This is a genomic window from Thiorhodococcus mannitoliphagus, from assembly GCF_010915725.1.
Classification (GTDB): Bacteria; Pseudomonadota; Gammaproteobacteria; order Chromatiales; family Chromatiaceae; genus Thiorhodococcus; species Thiorhodococcus mannitoliphagus.
The window spans coordinates 1-16602 of the sequence record NZ_JAAIJR010000116.1 but is presented as its reverse complement, the minus strand read 5'-3'; the positions used below and the strand labels follow the sequence as shown (position 1 = coordinate 16602).

At 63.6% G+C, this 16602-nt stretch carries 14 protein-coding genes; 5 read left to right on the top strand and 9 right to left on the bottom strand.

The features are described from left to right. Positions 1-370 precede the first annotated feature (370 nt). From tilS to G3480_RS20585, 3 genes are all read right to left on the bottom strand, one after another. Positions 371-1768: a tRNA lysidine(34) synthetase TilS gene (gene tilS / locus G3480_RS20595; protein WP_164655772.1), complete on the bottom strand. Its 1398-nt coding sequence runs from the start codon at positions 1766-1768 to the stop codon at positions 371-373. 27 nt (positions 1769-1795) lie between these two features. Further along, positions 1796-2752: an acetyl-CoA carboxylase carboxyl transferase subunit alpha gene (gene accA, locus G3480_RS20590; protein ID WP_164655771.1), complete on the bottom strand. Its 957-nt coding sequence runs from the start codon at positions 2750-2752 to the stop codon at positions 1796-1798. Positions 2753-3244: 492 nt separating this feature from the next. Beyond that, positions 3245-4012: a metal-dependent hydrolase gene (locus tag G3480_RS20585; protein ID WP_164655770.1), complete on the bottom strand. Its 768-nt coding sequence runs from the start codon at positions 4010-4012 to the stop codon at positions 3245-3247. Between the two features lie 184 nt (positions 4013-4196). Here G3480_RS20585 and G3480_RS20580 point away from each other — a divergent pair, with 184 nt between their 5' ends. From G3480_RS20580 to G3480_RS20570, 3 genes are all read left to right on the top strand, one after another. Then, a complete protein-coding gene (locus G3480_RS20580; RefSeq protein WP_206171817.1) occupies positions 4197-5087 on the top strand; it encodes a carbon-nitrogen hydrolase in 891 nt (296 codons plus the stop codon). A gap of 168 nt (positions 5088-5255) precedes the next feature. Further along, positions 5256-6377: an anthranilate phosphoribosyltransferase gene (locus G3480_RS20575; protein ID WP_164655773.1), complete on the top strand. Its 1122-nt coding sequence runs from the start codon at positions 5256-5258 to the stop codon at positions 6375-6377. Continuing rightward, positions 6377-6706, top strand: a complete 330-nt coding sequence (locus tag G3480_RS20570; protein ID WP_164655769.1) for a non-heme iron oxygenase ferredoxin subunit — start codon at positions 6377-6379, stop codon at positions 6704-6706. Before G3480_RS20575 ends, G3480_RS20570 begins: the two co-directional genes overlap by 1 nt. A 55-nt stretch (positions 6707-6761) precedes the next feature. Here the strand turns inward: G3480_RS20570 and G3480_RS20565 are convergent, their stop codons facing one another. From G3480_RS20565 to G3480_RS20550, 4 genes are all read right to left on the bottom strand, one after another. Further along, positions 6762-7589, bottom strand: a complete 828-nt coding sequence (locus G3480_RS20565) for an FRG domain-containing protein (RefSeq protein ID WP_164655768.1) — start codon at positions 7587-7589, stop codon at positions 6762-6764. Continuing rightward, positions 7579-8202 carry a PHP domain-containing protein gene (locus tag G3480_RS20560; RefSeq protein WP_164655767.1) on the bottom strand — a complete coding sequence of 208 codons (624 nt, stop codon included), beginning with the start codon at positions 8200-8202 and terminating at the stop codon, positions 7579-7581. The genes G3480_RS20565 and G3480_RS20560 overlap by 11 nt, the downstream gene beginning before the upstream one ends. A 151-nt stretch (positions 8203-8353) precedes the next feature. After that, positions 8354-9163, bottom strand: coding sequence for a DUF2726 domain-containing protein (locus tag G3480_RS20555; RefSeq protein ID WP_164655766.1), 810 nt, complete (start codon positions 9161-9163; stop codon positions 8354-8356). Between the two features lie 151 nt (positions 9164-9314). Next, positions 9315-9743, bottom strand: coding sequence for a hypothetical protein (locus G3480_RS20550; RefSeq protein ID WP_164655765.1), 429 nt, complete (start codon positions 9741-9743; stop codon positions 9315-9317). A 323-nt stretch (positions 9744-10066) separates the two neighbouring features. Between G3480_RS20550 and G3480_RS20545 the strand changes: the two genes are divergently transcribed. Continuing rightward, positions 10067-12442 carry a coiled-coil domain-containing protein gene (locus tag G3480_RS20545; protein ID WP_164655764.1) on the top strand — a complete coding sequence of 792 codons (2376 nt, stop codon included), beginning with the start codon at positions 10067-10069 and terminating at the stop codon, positions 12440-12442. 209 nt (positions 12443-12651) lie between these two features. Here the strand turns inward: G3480_RS20545 and mepA are convergent, their stop codons facing one another. Together mepA and ffh are read right to left on the bottom strand one after the other, a co-directional pair. Beyond that, positions 12652-13656, bottom strand: coding sequence for a penicillin-insensitive murein endopeptidase (gene mepA, locus G3480_RS20540; RefSeq protein ID WP_164655763.1), 1005 nt, complete (start codon positions 13654-13656; stop codon positions 12652-12654). Between the two features lie 153 nt (positions 13657-13809). Continuing rightward, positions 13810-15222 carry a signal recognition particle protein gene (gene ffh / locus G3480_RS20535; RefSeq protein WP_164655762.1) on the bottom strand — a complete coding sequence of 471 codons (1413 nt, stop codon included), beginning with the start codon at positions 15220-15222 and terminating at the stop codon, positions 13810-13812. Positions 15223-15556: 334 nt separating this feature from the next. On the opposite strand from ffh, the gene G3480_RS20530 reads away from it, so the two are divergent. Next, positions 15557-16369: a cytochrome C assembly family protein gene (locus G3480_RS20530; protein ID WP_164655761.1), complete on the top strand. Its 813-nt coding sequence runs from the start codon at positions 15557-15559 to the stop codon at positions 16367-16369. Positions 16370-16602: the final 233 nt, after the last annotated feature.

Below are 16602 nucleotides of genomic sequence, written 5' to 3'. Positions count from 1 at the left end.
ATGCTTCGCGCCTACTTCAAGGCCGGGCGCTGGAATTTACTGAAAACTATGGCAAATGCATCCTTCATACCCGCCTCCACATGACACGGAAAATTGGGAATGCGCCCCAGGCACGGTCGATATTCCAGCGTAGAGGCAAAGGATTCGCAGGTGCGTAGCGAGAACCTCTTACGGAGAGTCCCATTTCAGCAAGCGCAGTGTCGGAAACTGGCCGATGTCAGCGGGGATTATTCCGAGAAGCTGTTTGCAGACCTCTGGCTTTTCGGAGCACCACCCTGAGACGGGGGCGTCGCTCCCACGAAGTCTCACGAGGGAGTTCTCGAACAGCCTCTGAAGAAAAGCTCGCGGAATAACCTGGGCGACGACAGCGTCAAGCCCGACTGGGAAGACTGACAGCAATCTCGCGCTGGAAGACGCCGGCTAACGGCGCCACCGTCAAGCCCCGCCAAACCAATCTCCCCTGCACGCCCCCGCCCTCCTCCGTCAGGCAGCCGCAAACGCCGGCGACTGCGACCAGACGGTCGTCACAAAGCACCATGGGCGCGTAGGGACGCAGCCAGTCTGGGACAGCGGCTGCTTGAAAGTGATCCTTCAGCGGGCGCGCATGACCCTGGAGCCGGGTGCGGCAGCGGCAGCCGCGTTGGGCGAATCGCACCTCTAGCGGCGTCGGCGGCTGCCGCGCCAGGGTCGAGACCCCGGGCTCGGGGTGCCATTCCAGCCTGCCGAGGCCGCTGGGCAGCTCAAGCATCGTCGGCGTCTCGCCAAGCCGCCACTCGAGTCGAAGCGTCCTCGGCGGCGGCTCCGGCAGCGGTTCCATGCAGAAGAGATCATCGCGGTAGCGCCGAATCTGGCAGCCCTTCCAAGCGACGAGCGGGCGCGCATCTGGACGCGCTGGCGCGACCTCGTCAAGGATCCGCTCGAGATGCCGCGTGTCCGGCAAGACAAAGCCGTACAGCTCGAGCCAGGCGCGCACAGCGGCCTTCTGCAGGGCTCGATTCAATTGGGACAGCATCTCGATCGACAAGGTGCCCGGATGCCCGCCGAGCAGCTGCGGCAGAACGTCGTTGGCCAGACCCTCGACGAGCCAGGCGGCCTCGGCACAATGCCGTGCGCTGCGCGAGATCGTGGCGGAGGCCGCCGGCCAGCGGCGCTGCAGCATGGGAAGCACGCAGTGGCGCAGGAAATTGCGGTCCAGGTGCGTTTGGGCGTTGCTCGGATCCTCGATCCAGTCCAGATTCCGCTCGGCCGCGAAACGCGCAATCTCAGCGCGTGAGCAACCCAGTAGAGGCCGAATCAGGTGGCCGCGCCCCAGTCGCGCGGAGACCGGCATTGCGGAGAGGCCGCGCACACCGCTCCCGCGCATGAGCGCCAGCAGCAGGGTCTCCGCTTGGTCGTCTTGGTGATGGGCAGTCAGAATCAGCTCGCGACGACCGAGGAGCCGGCTGAAGGCGGCGTACCTGGCCTCGCGGGCGAGGGCCTCGAGGCTCTCGCCCGCGCTCGGCGTGATTTGGATGCGCTCGACCGCTAGCGGGACGGCGCGAGATCGGCAAAAGGCCGCGCAGTGCTCGGCCCAACGCTGGGACTGCGGATGGAGACCGTGATCGACGTGCAGGGCCTGGAGCTTTCCGGGCAGCGCATCACGGACATCAAGCAGCGACTCCAAGAGCGCCGCGGAATCCATCCCGCCGCTAAAGGCGACCCAGACGCAGGTGGCGTCGCCGTAGGACTCGAGCAGACTGAGCAGCTCGGTGGAGTCGAGTCCGGACATGGCGCTAGCCGCAACTTCTGTGTTCCGTCACTCCTTGAAGCGGCCGTAAGACATGAGGCGCTTATAACGCGCGGCGATAAGGGCTTCCATCTCAGCGCCGTCGAAGGCCTCGAGACGCGCAAGCAGTGCCTCCTTAATGTTCTTGGCCGCGGCATCTGGATCGCGATGGGCACCGCCGGGCGGCTCCTTAATCACCTGATCCACCAGCCCCTGGTCCAGCAGCTTCTCGGAGGTAATCGCCATGGCCTCCGCCGCCAGTTGGGCCTTGTCGGCGCTCTTCCAGAGGATGGATGCACAGCCCTCGGGCGAAATGACGGAGTAGGTGCCAAACTGCAGCATCCCCAGCCAATCGCCGACGCCGATGGCCAAGGCGCCACCCGAGCCGCCCTCGCCCACCACGGTGCACAGAATCGGCGTGCGCAGGCGCGACATTTCGCGCAGATTGCGCGCGATCGCCTCGCTCTGCCCTCGCTCCTCCGCGCCGACCCCTGGATAAGCACCAGGGGTATCGATGAAGGTGAGGATGGGCATGTGGAAACGCTCGGCCATCTCCATCAAACGCAGCGCCTTGCGGTAGCCCTCGGGACGCGGCATCCCGAAGTTGCGCAGGATCTTCTCCTTGGTGTCACGCCCCTTCTGATGGCCGATGACCATGACCGGGCGACCATCAATGCGGGCCAGGCCGCCGACGATGGCGGGGTCGTCCGCGAAGGCGCGATCGCCGTGGAGTTCGTGGAACTCGTCGAAGATGCGGCGAACATAATCGAGCAAGTAGGGCCGTTGCGGATGACGCGAGAGCTGAGAGATCTGCCAGGGCGTCAGCGAGGAGAAGATCGACTCGGTGAGCGCGCCGCACTTGTTCTGCAGGCGTTCGATCTCTTCTTGAATGTTGAGCTCGTTGTCATGCCCAACCAGGCGCAGCTCTTCAATCTTCGCCTCGAGCTCCGCGATCGGTTGTTCAAAATCGAGAAAATTCAGGTCCATAACCCTAACTACGTCGTTGGATGGCGGAGACAGCAAACACATGCTAGCGAGGCTTCGCCTCAGACCGACGAGTCATGCCATCGAGATCGCTATCGGAATCGGTATCGCTATCGTCGGTTCGATAACGATACCGACGGCCTTGGATGGTCGGACACTTGATCGAAATTTGACTCATCTGCAAGCATTTTGCACCCCCTAAGAAAGCGCCCATCAATTGTTTCCCGATACGAGCGATCCCGCCCGAAATCCCCCCTAACCCCCCTTTGCGAAAGGGGGGAAGGTGTTGATGGTCACTTTCTAAGGATTCTAGGCGGTGCCGAGCGAGTCATCCGCACATCGACCTATCCCCTGCACCGAATCGGCCGCACGGAGCACGGTCTTCATGCCACACACTCGCGCGCAAGCCGGGGACGCAGACGCCGTTCCAAGCGGACAAAGGCCCGCCAATCTAGCGCACCCAGCGCCGCGAGTACAGCCTGATGGAGCCCACGCTCAGCCCAGATCAAGCAGCCGGGCCAGTTGCGACCACCAGTCACCCAGCTGAGCGAGCGAGCGCTGCAGGCCGCTGCCGAGCTGTCCGCGGATCACCTCGACCTGCAGAAACTGCTGCGTGTCGATCCGCGCCAAGAGCGGGTCAGGTGACGGAGCCAACCAAACCAGCACGCCAACGACGACGAGCATACCAAGGCTACTCATCGGCGAGTTCAAGCTGAACGGCTTGAGGGCGGTACCGAAGGAGCGCTTGACCTTGGCATTGAAGAGGTCAACGCTGAAAAGCTCATCCAGGAGCAAGTGGGTCAGATAGCCGATACCCACAACGAATCCGGCTACCCAGGCCAGGTCCGGAGATTGGCCCCACGACCAATACACGAGATTCGTTGCTGCCAGAGCGCTGGCGGCGATGCCGAGCCACGAATGCCAGACGCCCCGGTGTACGGTGAAACGGGCGAAGATCTCGAAAAATCCGTAGCGCACGCAGAGATAGACGCCGACCCAGATACCCGCCAGCTCCAGGGGCAGAAAGCGCCCGGTCAAGGGCAGCGTCATGGCGAACGCCAGCCCGGCCCCAAGGACGCTGAAAAGCGCGTTGACCGGCTTTGAGGTGTCCGAATCGATATCGGGAAGCAGGCTCCCAATGACCCCCATGGCGAAGATCGGGACGGTCTGGCCGCTCTGAATCAGGCCGGCCATGTGTAGCGAGAGCGTCGTTGCGGCACTCGCGACAATGCCGCCGTTAAGGTGCGTTTGGAAATTGGCCATGTCGGGCTCTAGATCGATCGAATCGGACACCGCACAGTCCAATGGGGCGCGTGCGTTTAGGGCTATCTTAGCAGCAAATGCGACGCACTCTCGCCCAATAGCTGCAACTCAGTCTCCGCGCTGCCCATATCGCCTCGAAATCGGCGGATAATAGGACAAGTTCCAACCAGGAGGTTCCAGCACCATGGCCCGCTCACTTCTGACCCTCGCGCTCGTCCAACAGTCCGATCAAGGCAGCACAGCCGCGAATCTGGACGACTGCGAGGCCGCGATCCGCGCCGCCTCCATCCGTGGCTGCTCCCTGGTGCTGCTGCAGGAGCTGCACAACGGCCCCTACTTCTGCCAGACCGAGGACCCAGACCTCTTCGACCTGGCCGAACCGATTCCAGGTCCGACGACCGAACGACTCAGCGCTCTGGCACGCGAACTCGAGATGGTGATCGTCGGCTCGCTCTTCGAGCGGCGCGCACCCGGGCTCTATCACAATACCGCAGTGGTCTTGGATACCGACGGCTCGCTCGCCGGGATCTACCGCAAAATGCATATTCCAGACGACCCCGGTTACTATGAGAAATTCTATTTCACGCCGGGTGACTTGGGCTTCAACCCGGTGGATACGGCGGCGGGACGACTCGGCATCCTGGTCTGCTGGGATCAGTGGTTTCCGGAAGCCGCTCGCGCCATGGCCCTGGCCGGCGCCCAAATCCTACTCTATCCCACGGCGATCGGCTGGGACCCCAACGACGCCGCCGACGAGCAGCAGCGCCAGCTCGATGCCTGGGTCACCATCCAGCGCGCCCATGCCGTGGCCAACGGCCTGCCGGTGGCCGCCTGCAATCGCGTCGGCTATGAGACGGACCCGAGCGGCGTCACCTCGGGAGCGCGCTTTTGGGGCAGCTCCTTTGTGTGTGGCCCCCAGGGCGAGATTCTCGCCCAAGCCGACGACCAGACACCCAAGCTCCTGGTCACCGACGTGGATCTCAACCGAACCGAGCAGGTGAGGCGCGTCTGGCCCTTCCTGCGCGACCGCCGCATCGACGCCTACGACGACCTGAGCCTGCGCTACCGCGATTGAGCCGCGATCTCGCGAGAAGATCCCAGAGGACGCGGATTGAGAAGGCAGACCCAAGCCCTTAGGATTCGAGGGCAAAATAAAGGAATCGGCAAAGACATGGCTCTGGCCTGCCGCGCGACGGCGCGCGCCGGAGATTTCCCAAGCATTCTCGAAGTCCCGGAGGACACCATGAGCACCAGCAAGACCGCGTCCGACGACGCCAAGCTCCAGATGCGCTCCATCATCCAGCGGGTCGCCACTGGCCCGGAGCTGTCGAAGGACATCTCGCAGGAGGAAGCGCGCGCCGCCATGAGCGCTATCCTCGACAACAAAGTGGATCCGGTCCAGGCCGGTGTCTTTCTGATCGCCTTGCGCATGAAGCGCGAAACGGACGACGAGGTCTTGGGCATCCTGGACGCCATCCTGGAGGCGACGGGCAGCGTGGTCGCGAACGTCGATGACGTCGTCGATATCGCCGACCCCTATGACGGCTACAACCGCTGCCTGCCGGCCGCCCCCTTTCTGATGCCATTGCTCGCCGAACTCGGGGTCCCGGCGATCAGCCACGGCGCACATTCGGTCGGACCCAAGTTCGGCGTCACCCACCGCCACGTGCTCGAAGCCGCCGGCGTGCCCGTCGACCTGAGCCCGATCGAAGCCGCCGAGCGACTGTCCGATCCAGCCATCGGCTGGTCCTATATCGATCAGCGCGCCTTCTGCGCACCCTTGCACAACCTGGTGGACCTGCGCACCACCATCGTCAAGCGTCAGGCGATCACTACGGCAGAGGTTCTGGCCCGCCCCATCCACGGCCGCAAGCACACTCACCTGGTCACCGGCTATGTGCACAAGCCCTACCCGCGCATCTATGCGCTGCTCGCGCGTCATGCCGGATTCGACTCGGCCCTGCTGATCCGCGGCACCGAGGGCGGCGTCATCCCCTCGCTGCGTCAGAAGGGCACCTGCTTCAACTACCAGCAGCGCGGCGAAGAGCAATCCTTCGAGATCGATCCCACCGAGCTGGGCATCGAGCAAGCGGTGCGCTCCGTCCCACTGCCCGAAGATCTGCCGCAGACCAATCGCCCCGGCGACGAGATCGCGGTAACGCTAGACGTTGCCGCCACCGCGCGCGCCGCCGCGCAAGCGGGCAAGCAGGCACTGGAGGGCGTCAAGGGTCCAACCTACGACAGCCTGGTCTTTACCGGCGCGCTCATCCTCTGGCACCTGGGCCGCGCGGCATCACAGGCCGACGCCGCCAACCAGGTGCGCGAGGTGCTGGATTCCGGCCGTGCGGCGCAGAGGCTGGGCTGATGACAGACGCAAGCTTTGTCGCCGTCGCGGCGACGGACGCGGTCCCCGAGGGCAAGTTCCTCAAGGTCACGGTGGATGAGCGGCCCTTCATCATTGCCCAGGTCAACGGCAGCTTCTATGCCGTCGAGGACAATTGCAGCCACGAAGACTATCCGCTGTCCTTCGGCTGTTTGGATGGCGACCGCATCAAGTGCTCACTGCACGGCAGCCGCTTCAGCCTCCTAACAGGCGCTCCGCTGGATGAGCCCGCCGACGCGCCCATCCGCACCTATGCGGTCAAGGTCGCCGACGGCCAGGTCTGGATGGACCCGACAGGTCCAACCAACTGATGCGTCCGTTCAACTGAAGGACGCGCCGGCCCTCCTCCGGGGCGCCGGCGCCACCTCAACCACGCGGGCTATAGTGGCGCTTCAGCCAGGCCGTCAGGCCCTCCAAACCGGGAAAGAAGACGCGCTCCGTCACATTGGACTGATCGAGCTTGTCGCGGATCTCCCACTTCAGCTCGGCCGGAATGATGATCCGGCGCCAGATCTCGGGGTAGTTCGCCAGCCAACGATCGAGCGACAGCGTCGGATCAGAACTCATGGAGAAGAAGGCGAACTGATTGACGATGCGGTCGTCGATCGAGGGCGGCTCGAAGAAGAGCGTGAAGGGCTGATCCCAGAGCTGCTCCAGCTCGGGCAGCGTCTTGATGCTCTCGGAGAGCATCTCGACGGTGAAGACATTGGCCCCCTCCAGTTCCAACCGGGAGCGCAGCAGATCCGGAACCAAGCGGTGGGCTTCGATATAGTTCACGCCCCAGATGGCCGCGTCCCGATCGAACTTGTCGATATGCGCCGTCGCAAAGTGCAATGCAGCGAATGGCGAGTAGGTCCAGTCGAGCAGCCGGGTGGGCAAACCATAGTGCTGAGCGACCGACAGCCAATGCCAGACGGAGTCGCGCTCGACGACACGACGATGGGCGTATTTGCGGAAATTTCGCAGCAGGTGCCGCTCGAGCTGGGCATAGTTTCCGCCCAAGCGGATCAAGGTAGTTTCGAGCGGATAGCAGACATCGGAAAGTCCGCGGAAGGCATAGCGCGAGCGGTAACGGCCGATCTCCGGAACCCAGCTGTCCGCGAAGAGCGCATCCAGCAGCTCGGCCCAGGATGAGATCCGAATTGCCGCGTTGGGGTGATCGACGCCGTCGGCGGGCACGCCTTCAGGATTCATGCGACGTGTCACGCCCGGCCACGCATAGCACGCCATCCCTTTGCACCGGCCTGAACAGCAGATGCTCCCGGATACTCAGTGCATCGGCCACGGAGCGCGCGACGCTCTGACCCAGCCAGTTGGGCTGATGTGCATCCGAGCTGATGACGAAGCGGAAGCGGTTGCGATGGGGACCGTAGAATGCCCGCCAATCGCAGCGCCAAACATAACGGTTGTTGATCTCCACATGGCATTCTGGCGGCACCCGCCAGAGGTTTGTGTCCAAGGCATTGGGGTGCGCCACGATCACCGGACGCCCGCTCGCCAGTAAGCGCTCCAAGGCAGCATAGTCGGCGTCACGGTCGTAGCAGTGAAAGATCCAGTAATCGCAGCTTTGCTCAAGCGCGGCATCCACCCAATCGTGGCCATTCACCTCGGTACCGAGACGCAGACCGGCGCCGCGGACGGCGGCGGCATAGTCATCGAAGCAGTGTTGGACATGCTCGAAGTGATCGCTGATCCCGATAGTCGCGGCGTGACCAACGGCGACGATCAGCTCGATGGTCTGCTCGGGCACGATGGCGCTGTCGTCGTGGGACCAAGTGGAATGGACATGCAGGTCTTGAGGAAGCATCGCAGTCTCCGGTGGGCCTATGGCAGCGAGGGACATCCAAGCCCAGCCGAAGCGCGTCAGGAGCGACTGGGAGCCCCATCCTAGAGCGCGTCAGTGTCCATCGATGTCCGTCGGCCGAGGCCGGGGGCCGCGCTCGCAGCGAATGCAGCGCCTAAATGCGCCGCGATGCCTGGGGGCGATCATCGTCCAATTCACCGTCGATCTTGAAGCTCGGCCCATCATCGACGACATGGTGCTCATGGCTGCCCAGGGTCGGAGCCCGCCGTTTCGGCCGACGCGGCTCCGAGCCGCGCCGAGCGCCATCGCTAGGCCTGCGCGCGGGTGCCACACGCGCCCCCGGTGCCACGGGCGCAAGACGCGGCAGTGCCGCGCGGGGCGTCCGCTGCTCATCGACGCTCGCCTGTGACAGATCACGCAGCAAGGTGGTCGCCTCATCCAGGTGAATGTCCTCGACCTCCGGCCGCGTGCCGCGCGCCTGCATGGCCGCGAAGATCTGCTCCTCGATGTCGACGACGGAATAATGGGCGCTCTCGCGAAAGCGCACAAAAGGCAGGCCAGCCGCCGCGCAGATACGATCCAGTGCGTCCTTCGGAGCCAGCTTGCGCAGCCGCGAGCGTGGCGCCAAATTGACCGCGCACAGGATGGCGGTCGTTTCCTTGCTGCAAATCAGGAAGTCGAAGCGGCGGTCTCCAACGCGGCTGAGGGCAAGCGCTTGCTCACGCTGCGAAAGGCGTGCGCGCAGCCCGATCACGTCAATCGCATGAACCTTGCCGTAGATCTCGTACTGCTTGCCCACGGCACGCTCCAGCACGCCCTTGAAGGCACGCTGCGGCGCCGTGAACAGCGCTTCGTCGAGCACATAGGGAAGCTGCAAACGGCGCTTGATGCCCCGCTGCAGGCTCAGTACAAAGGCCGCCAGAACGATAACGCCCAATGTCAGTAGGAAATAAAAGTGTCCCATTGCCGCAACCTCCTCGCCCGATGGGCAACTGCGCGTCGATTGGCCTCAAGTCCGCTCGCGAGCATGGATCGACATGACCCTAGCGGCGGCATCACGGCTGCCCCAGAAACGGCGACACCCGACAGGCGCCAGCCACCCGACTCAGAGCCCCTCACCTGCCGGACGGCACGCGATTCTTGTGATACCAAGCCTTATCCAAGGACCAGACGACGGAGCGAATATCCGGCTGCGAGACCATCACTTGGATGGCGCGCATCTCGATCTCTCTGAAATGCTGCTCCGCTGCCCGCATTTCAGGAGAGTCCTTGGGCTTTCCCGCCGCCTTCGGGTCGACCTTGGCCAAGAAGGGCTCGAGCGGGACCTCAGAGGCATGCGGACTGGTCAGCGTCACAACTCCATTGAGAAACAGCAGCACGCGAAACTGATAAGGATAGCTCGCGAGCACCGGATCTTTCTCGAGCAGCTCGTTCAGCTGCCAGACACGGGGCCGCAGCTCATTCTGACTGACCGAGAGGGAGATGATCAGCAGCACCAAGAGGATGGCGGATATGATGATTGAGTTTCGCGTTAGGCGATCCATGGGACTCGTTACCTCGTGAGGAAAGCTGGGCTGCCGGCATGGCGATCGGATCGCTCGCCCACAAGGCGTGCCCCCCCGCAACCGGCGCAGCCGCACATGATCCTCGGGGCGCTCTCGCGACGCAAGTGTGCCAGCCAGCCGCGCCGACCAGGGTGCTTCTCGGAATTCAATTCGCCTAAGGCCCTAGGCCACAACGATCGTTTAGAATGAGGGTCGAGCAGCGGCTCTCGGCCCTGACCGGAATCCGCTCCGCGCCTTGCGCAAGCGACAGATCTATTCAACCCCTGCCCTGACCTCCGGCATCGACTCAGGAGTTGGCGAAGATGGAAGCCACATCGCGCATCCCCTTGCTGAAGAAGATGCGACTGGAGTCTCTTCGTCTGCGTCCTTACGGCAACAGCCTGCTGACACCGGCTGTGGCGACCTGGCTCGGCTTCGCTTGGGTGGTCATCTTTCTGATGGCGAGCGTCGAGGGCATCGTCTGGGGCTTGGTGGGCGCCACCATGGTCCCGCGAGACGCGCTCTGGCTGGCCCCTTTCACGGGGCTCCTGCTGTTCTGCTTGATGTTCGGCATCATCTGGATCGTCGATGCCTCCCTCATCCTCTCCGAGCGCCCCCAGCTGCGCGCGCGCCGCTGGACCTCTTCCGCCGAAGGTCATGGCATTGGCGCCCTGTTGCGCTGGGCAACAGGCATCCTGGTGCGGCTGCTCATCGTCGCCATCTCGCTCTATGTCACCGCACCTTTCATCGCCAAGCTGATCCGCGCGGACGACATCGCCGCCTACCACCAGCGCCAAGTCGAGCAGTACTACGCCCAGCGCGAAGCGCGCCTTCAGGGCCTGATCGACGAGCGCACGGCGCAGATGCGTCAAGCCTACCGCGAGCGCCTAGCGCCTGTGGAACAAGCGATCGAGCGACTCAATCAGTCCCTGGAGCTAGAGCGCCGCAGGCGCGCGGAGATCGAATCCGAGTACGCACCGCAGATCGAAATCCTTCGCAAGGACCTGGTGGCGGCGCAGGCACGCGTCAGCGACGAGATCTTCGGGCGCAATGGCCGCCCCGAGGGACGAGGTCCAGAGGCACGCAAGTGGGAGGGCAACGTCGACCGCATGGCGAGCGAACTCGCGGACAAAGAGGCAGCGCTCGCCGAGCGGGTCACTGAGATCAACAACCGTATCCGGACGCTGGAGCAATCGCTGCGCACCCAAGCCACGACCCTTCAGGAGCTCGGAAAGGCCCATCAGGAGCGCCTGGACAAGGTCGCCCGCGAGATCGAAACCACGCAGGTCGCCCCCAATGCGCCCAAGCTGAGCTTCGCGGCACGCTCCAAGGCGCTGCATGCGCTACGCGAGAGTCCTGAGGAAGCCGGCGTTCCCCACTTCGAGACCGTCGAGGGCTTCGCTCAGGCGGCGCTCGGCGTGCTCTTCTTCTCGCTGATCGCCCTCAAGCTGTTCGAGCCGCCCGCAGTGCGCGCCTACTTCAGCGAGACGATCCAGATGCAGTATCGCAAGTACCTGGCAGGCGGCCTGGGCGACATCCCAGGCTTCGAGCTGCCGGAAAACCCGAACCAGCGCTGCAATCCGGTCGAGTTCGCGCGACTCTGGCACGCCTATGAAAAAGATCCGGCCGCCTTCTTCGCCGACCGCAAGACGCTGGTCGAGGTGCGCGCGCCGCTCACGCACTTCCTCGCCGAGCAGGCGCTGGGGCACGACCGTCTCGCCCACCGACGCGCCCATCTCGAGCAAGAGATGCGCTTCGCCCACCACCGCCGCGAGCATGAACTCATCGCCTACGACCGCGAGCTGAATCTGCGCACCGCTCAACTGCAGGCACAGCTCGCGAACGAGACCAAGGCACTCAAGAATCACCGTCGCATCGAGCTTGCCGTTGAGCTGCAGCAAGCCCGCGAGGACTGGCGGCAGCGCCGGGAGCAGGAGGAAGAAGCGCTACACCAGCTCAGGGCTGGCTTCGAGGCCGAGCAGGCGCGTGCCGAGGAGACGCTGCGTCAGCGCGAAGAGAAGATCCGCCGCACTCAAGCAGAGAGTCTCGCCAGGGTCCGGCAGGTCGAGGTCGCGAAGCAGCTCGCGCATCAGCAAAAGCTCACGGAACTCGAACTCAAACGTCGCCGCGAGAGCCGCAAGCTGCGCCTGGCTGGCGCGCGCGAAGAACTCTCGCGGTTGCGCGGCCTGGAAGGCAAGCAGCGCTCGGAGCGTCAAACCCTGCGCGAGACCGGCCGCAAGCTGCAGGAGAGCATGGATAGCCTGCTGGCGCGCACGCATGCCCTGGAGGCCGATTTGGTCGCGCAGCAGGCCGAGGCGGAGCGCCTCAATCAGCTGCTCAGGGATCACGCGGCAGCCTCAGACGCCAATGACGGGCAGCGCAAGACCGGCTTTTGGCCGCGCGCAGAAAAGCTCGCGGACAACAGGATGGCGCGCGACATCGCCAAAGACCTCAAGGCCATCGAGAAGAGCGAGCGCACGGACGAAGAACAGCTGTCAAAGCTCCGCGAGGAGCTTCACGCGCTGCAACTGCGTAAGGACATCAACGAAAGCGACTTGGCCGATTGCGAAGGCCGCATCACCTCCACCGCCATCCGCATCCAGCTCTACGAGGACAGCCTGGCAGCCCTCATCTCAACGGACGAGGACGAGATCATCCGAGCACCCCAGCCAGTTGCCCAGACGCTCGAAGATCAATGAGACGTCGCAGATCAAGACAACGCCCAGCCGGCCTCGCCAGAGCGAACCCTCCAAGAGATTGACAGGGCAACCCCTGTCGGCAGTCGATACCCCTGGACTACGCGCCTCGCCCCCGGCATGAGGCGATTTCCGTCACAGCATTTCTGTCACAGCTCAGGCCCGCTGATTTGTATCGAGACCCGCCTCCCGTGTCGCACCGCCGGTGCCCCTTAGAAATCAAACCTCGATGCAAAGCCATCTGGTATGAGATTTCCCGGAAATCGCCTGATGAATCCCGAAGCACCGCTGAGCAGACCATCGGCATGGTTGAGCAGATCACCGGCATAGCTGGACGGCTTGCGCGCTTGGGCTTGAAGCACCGCGGAGCAGGCCGCCGGCGTGGCTGGACGACTTGCGTGCGTGGGCTTGGAACTACCCTTCTTCGGACTGCGCGCCTCGTCGCTGAACCACCACGCCAGCTCGCTGCCACAACCATCGCCTGCCGGAACCGGCGACTGCGGGCTGCACTGCGGGCTATCGGGGGGACAGGTGAGTCGGACATGGAAATGGGCGGCGTGCCCCTGCCAAGGACGAATCTTGCGCAGCCAGAGACGGTCGCCCTGCGCGGTCTGACAGAGGTCGCGCTTGATGGCCGGATTGACGAAAATGCGATCGACCCGCGGATGGCGCGCTGCGGTCTCGATCAGGGTACGCTGTGCCGTACCCCAATGACCGCTCACCGAGCGGCCACCGGGCGCGACCATGGTCTGCGGATCCGATCGGTGATCCATCAATCGGCTCGCCTCAGCTGGCGAAGAGACCAGGGTCATCCAGATATCGACGTCCAAGCCGTTCTGATGACTGCGGTGTGACGACGACATGCGCCCGCCCCGCGGCTGACTGAGATCCCCGATCATGACCAAGCCGCCACTGCTGCGCTGCTGCGCCCAACCGAGATCCTGGATGAAGCTCAAGAGGTCCGGGTGGCCGTAGTAGCGATTGCGGTAGCGCCGCACGCTGACATAGCCGGGACCGGTCTTCGACAGGGTCTCGGCACCGCCGATACAGCCATTGGCAGGTCCGCCGATGACCTCAGTCAGACCCTTCGACGGCGAACTGATGTTGGACCAGGGTGTGGCGAGCGCGGCAGAAGCGCCAGCGAGGAGGCCAACCAAGAGCGCGGCTGGCGCAGGTGCGAAGAGGCGTCGGCCAGAGCGCAATTCGAGCTTGAGCATCCCGATCTTCCTAGGTCCAGTGATGGAGCAATCAGGCCGGCGGCCATCCATAGGGACTGAGCACCTCATGGATCCGCACGACCTCGTTTCGTGATCAGGGGGGGGTGACGCCGCCGCGACCGGATTCAAGCCCGAGCGTAGCGCCATGCCCGATCACATCGGAAAGCCACCGCCGGGGGGCATTCCGCCCGGCGGAAATCCACCCCCTGGCGGCATGAGGCCCGGCGGCAAACGGCCCTGCATGGACCGCATCATCTTCGCCATATTGCCGCCCTTCATCTTCTTGAGCATCTTCTGCATCTGCATGAACTGCTTCAGCAGCCGGTTGACGTCCTGGACCTGTGTTCCCGAGCCGGCAGCGATGCGGCGCTTGCGTGAGCCCTTGATGACGGCCGGGAATCGGCGCTCCTGCAGGGTCATGGAATTGATAATGGCGACCAGCTTGCCAAGCTCCTTGTCGTTGGCCTTCTCCTTGACGTGGTCCGGCACCTGGCTCATACCGGGCAGCTTGTCCATCATGCTCATGATGCCGCCCATCTGATTCATCTGATCCAGCTGCTCCTTGAAATCGACCAGATCGAAGTCCTTGCCCTTCTTGATCTTCTTGACCAGCTTCTCGGCCTTGTCGCGGTCAACCTTGTCCTGGACCTGCTCGACCAGAGAGACGACATCGCCCATTCCAAGGATGCGCGAGGCGATGCGGTCGGGATGGAAAGGCTCGAGCGCCGAGGTCTTCTCACCCGTACCCAGGAACTTGATGGGCTTGCCAGTGATCTGTCGAATCGACAAGGCGGCACCACCACGCGCGTCGCCGTCCGTCTTTGTCAGGATAACGCCAGTGAGCGGTAAGGCCTCGTCGAACGCCTTGGCCGTGTTGGCGGCATCCTGACCGGTCATGGCATCGACCACGAAGAGGGTCTCGATCGGCTTCAAGGCGGCATGCACCGCCTTGATCTCATCCATCATGGCCTCGTCGACGTGCAGGCGGCCCGCGGTGTCGACGATGAGCACGTCCTTGAAGCGTCGGCGGGCGCTGTCGAGGGCGCGCTTGGCGATGTCGATCGGGTCCTCGTCACCCGAGCTTGGGCAGAACTCCGCCCCCACCTCGCCGGCCACGGTCTTGAGCTGCTCGATGGCTGCGGGACGGTAAACGTCGCAGCTCACCACCATGACAGACTTCTTCTGCTTCTCCTGCAGCCAGCCGGCAAGCTTGGCCACGCTCGTCGTCTTACCTGAGCCCTGCAGGCCCGCCATGAGCACCACGGCAGGCGGTTGCGCGGTCAGATCGAGCTGCTCGTTGGCCTCGCCCATGATCTTGACCAGCTCATCGTTGACCAGCTTGATCAGCACCTGGCCCGGCGTGAGGCTCTTGGTTACCTCTTCGCCAAGCGCCTTTTCTCGCACCTCTTCGACGAACTGACGCACGACCGGCAGCGCGACATCGGCCTCGAGGAGCGCCATGCGCACCTCGCGCATGGTGTCTTTAATATTCTCTTCGGTCAGCCGGCCCTGACCCCGTAGATTGGTCAAAACCCTGTCGAAGCGGTCTTGGAGATTCTCGAACATGATCAGACCTCGAGCGGGCGCCGGAGCTGGCCCGGTTGATTTCAAGATAAGGCGATTGCCTAAGACGATTGCTATCAATCGACTGAAGACTGATGACCGTCGGTTTACGGCGCGAGTTATGAGTATAATGCAGGGTCAATGTCTGACGATATGGCCATACTAGGGAAGCAAAATCGACGGTCCGCCCCAGGCGAATCGGGCGGCTCCGCCGGTCCGACGCATCGAGCCCGAGGATGCCCCGAGACCAAGCGCGCTGCCGAGACCGGCGCGCTACCGCAAGCCCCTAGGCAATACCTAACACCACCCTCTAACCGAGCAGCATGAAGTCACCCCTATGACTCATACCCTCCTTGCCTACCTCGCCACCCTCTGCTATCTCACGGCAGCCGCCTTCATCGGCATGCGCCTCTTTCGGAAGGAGGGATGGATTCCACCGCGCAGCATAGCGCTCGCAATTGGCTTCGTCGGACTCGCCCTGCATTCCTGGCTGCTATGGCACAGCATCTTCAGCAGCGCGGGGATCAATCTGGGCTTCTATCACGCCCTGGCCCTAACCTCATGGACCATCATTGCGCTGCTGCTCGTCTCCAGCCTCAACAAGCCGGTCGACAACCTCGGGCTGATTCTGCTTCCAGCCGCTGCCTTGAGCCTGATCTTGGAGACTCATTTCGCGGACGTCGGCTTCCTGCGCGCCTCCGCGAGCTGGACGCTCAAGATCCACGTGTTGCTGTCCATGCTCGCCTACAGCCTGCTAACCCTGGCCGCAGTTCAGGCGATCCTCCTGGCCGTCCAAGACCATCACCTGCGCCACCGCCACCCTGGCGGCTTCGTGCGCACCCTACCGCCGCTGCAGACCATGGAAAGCCTGCTGTTCGAGATGATCTCCGCTGGTTTCGTGCTGCTGACGCTTGCCCTGCTGAGCGGCTTCGCCTTCCTCGAAAACATGTTCGCTCAGCATCTGGTGCACAAGACGGTGCTCTCCGTCCTGGCCTGGCTCGTCTTCGGCGGCCTACTCATCGGACGCTTCCGCAAGGGCTGGCGTGGTCGCACGGCCATCGTCTGGACACTCGGTGGCTTCGTCATGCTCATCCTCGCCTACTTCGGCAGTAAGGCCGTGCTCCAGTTCGTTCTGGAGCGCTCCGCCTGAGACCACCCAGCCGGCAGCCCGACTCTTAAGGGTTAAGCAACCGCGCCCAAGCTTGCCTAGCCCCTTTCCGGACGAGCCCAAGGGCATGTCAACGCCCGACACCGACATGCCCAGCAATCACGGCGAAACCGTTCTTCCGCAGATTGACACGCCGTCGCAGGACTTACCCTCGATTCTGGACATTTCCCAGCGTTTGACTCAAACTGCACGCCAATACTGGTTGGCGAGGCAGC

Coding starts and splice junctions, on each gene's coding strand:
- G3480_RS20575 (WP_164655773.1), top strand. CDS start 5,256: ATGAGCACCAGCAAGACCGCGTCCGACGACGCCAAGCTCCAGATGCGC.
- G3480_RS20565 (WP_164655768.1), bottom strand. CDS start 7,589: ATGAATCCTGAAGGCGTGCCCGCCGACGGCGTCGATCACCCCAACGCG.
- G3480_RS20555 (WP_164655766.1), bottom strand. CDS start 9,163: ATGGGACACTTTTATTTCCTACTGACATTGGGCGTTATCGTTCTGGCG.
- accA (WP_164655771.1), bottom strand. CDS start 2,752: ATGGACCTGAATTTTCTCGATTTTGAACAACCGATCGCGGAGCTCGAG.
- G3480_RS20545 (WP_164655764.1), top strand. CDS start 10,067: ATGGAAGCCACATCGCGCATCCCCTTGCTGAAGAAGATGCGACTGGAG.
- tilS (WP_164655772.1), bottom strand. CDS start 1,768: ATGTCCGGACTCGACTCCACCGAGCTGCTCAGTCTGCTCGAGTCCTAC.
- G3480_RS20580 (WP_206171817.1), top strand. CDS start 4,197: ATGGCCCGCTCACTTCTGACCCTCGCGCTCGTCCAACAGTCCGATCAA.
- G3480_RS20585 (WP_164655770.1), bottom strand. CDS start 4,012: ATGGCCAATTTCCAAACGCACCTTAACGGCGGCATTGTCGCGAGTGCC.
- G3480_RS20560 (WP_164655767.1), bottom strand. CDS start 8,202: ATGCTTCCTCAAGACCTGCATGTCCATTCCACTTGGTCCCACGACGAC.
- ffh (WP_164655762.1), bottom strand. CDS start 15,222: ATGTTCGAGAATCTCCAAGACCGCTTCGACAGGGTTTTGACCAATCTA.
- G3480_RS20550 (WP_164655765.1), bottom strand. CDS start 9,743: ATGGATCGCCTAACGCGAAACTCAATCATCATATCCGCCATCCTCTTG.
- G3480_RS20570 (WP_164655769.1), top strand. CDS start 6,377: ATGACAGACGCAAGCTTTGTCGCCGTCGCGGCGACGGACGCGGTCCCC.
- mepA (WP_164655763.1), bottom strand. CDS start 13,656: ATGCTCAAGCTCGAATTGCGCTCTGGCCGACGCCTCTTCGCACCTGCG.
- G3480_RS20530 (WP_164655761.1), top strand. CDS start 15,557: ATGACTCATACCCTCCTTGCCTACCTCGCCACCCTCTGCTATCTCACG.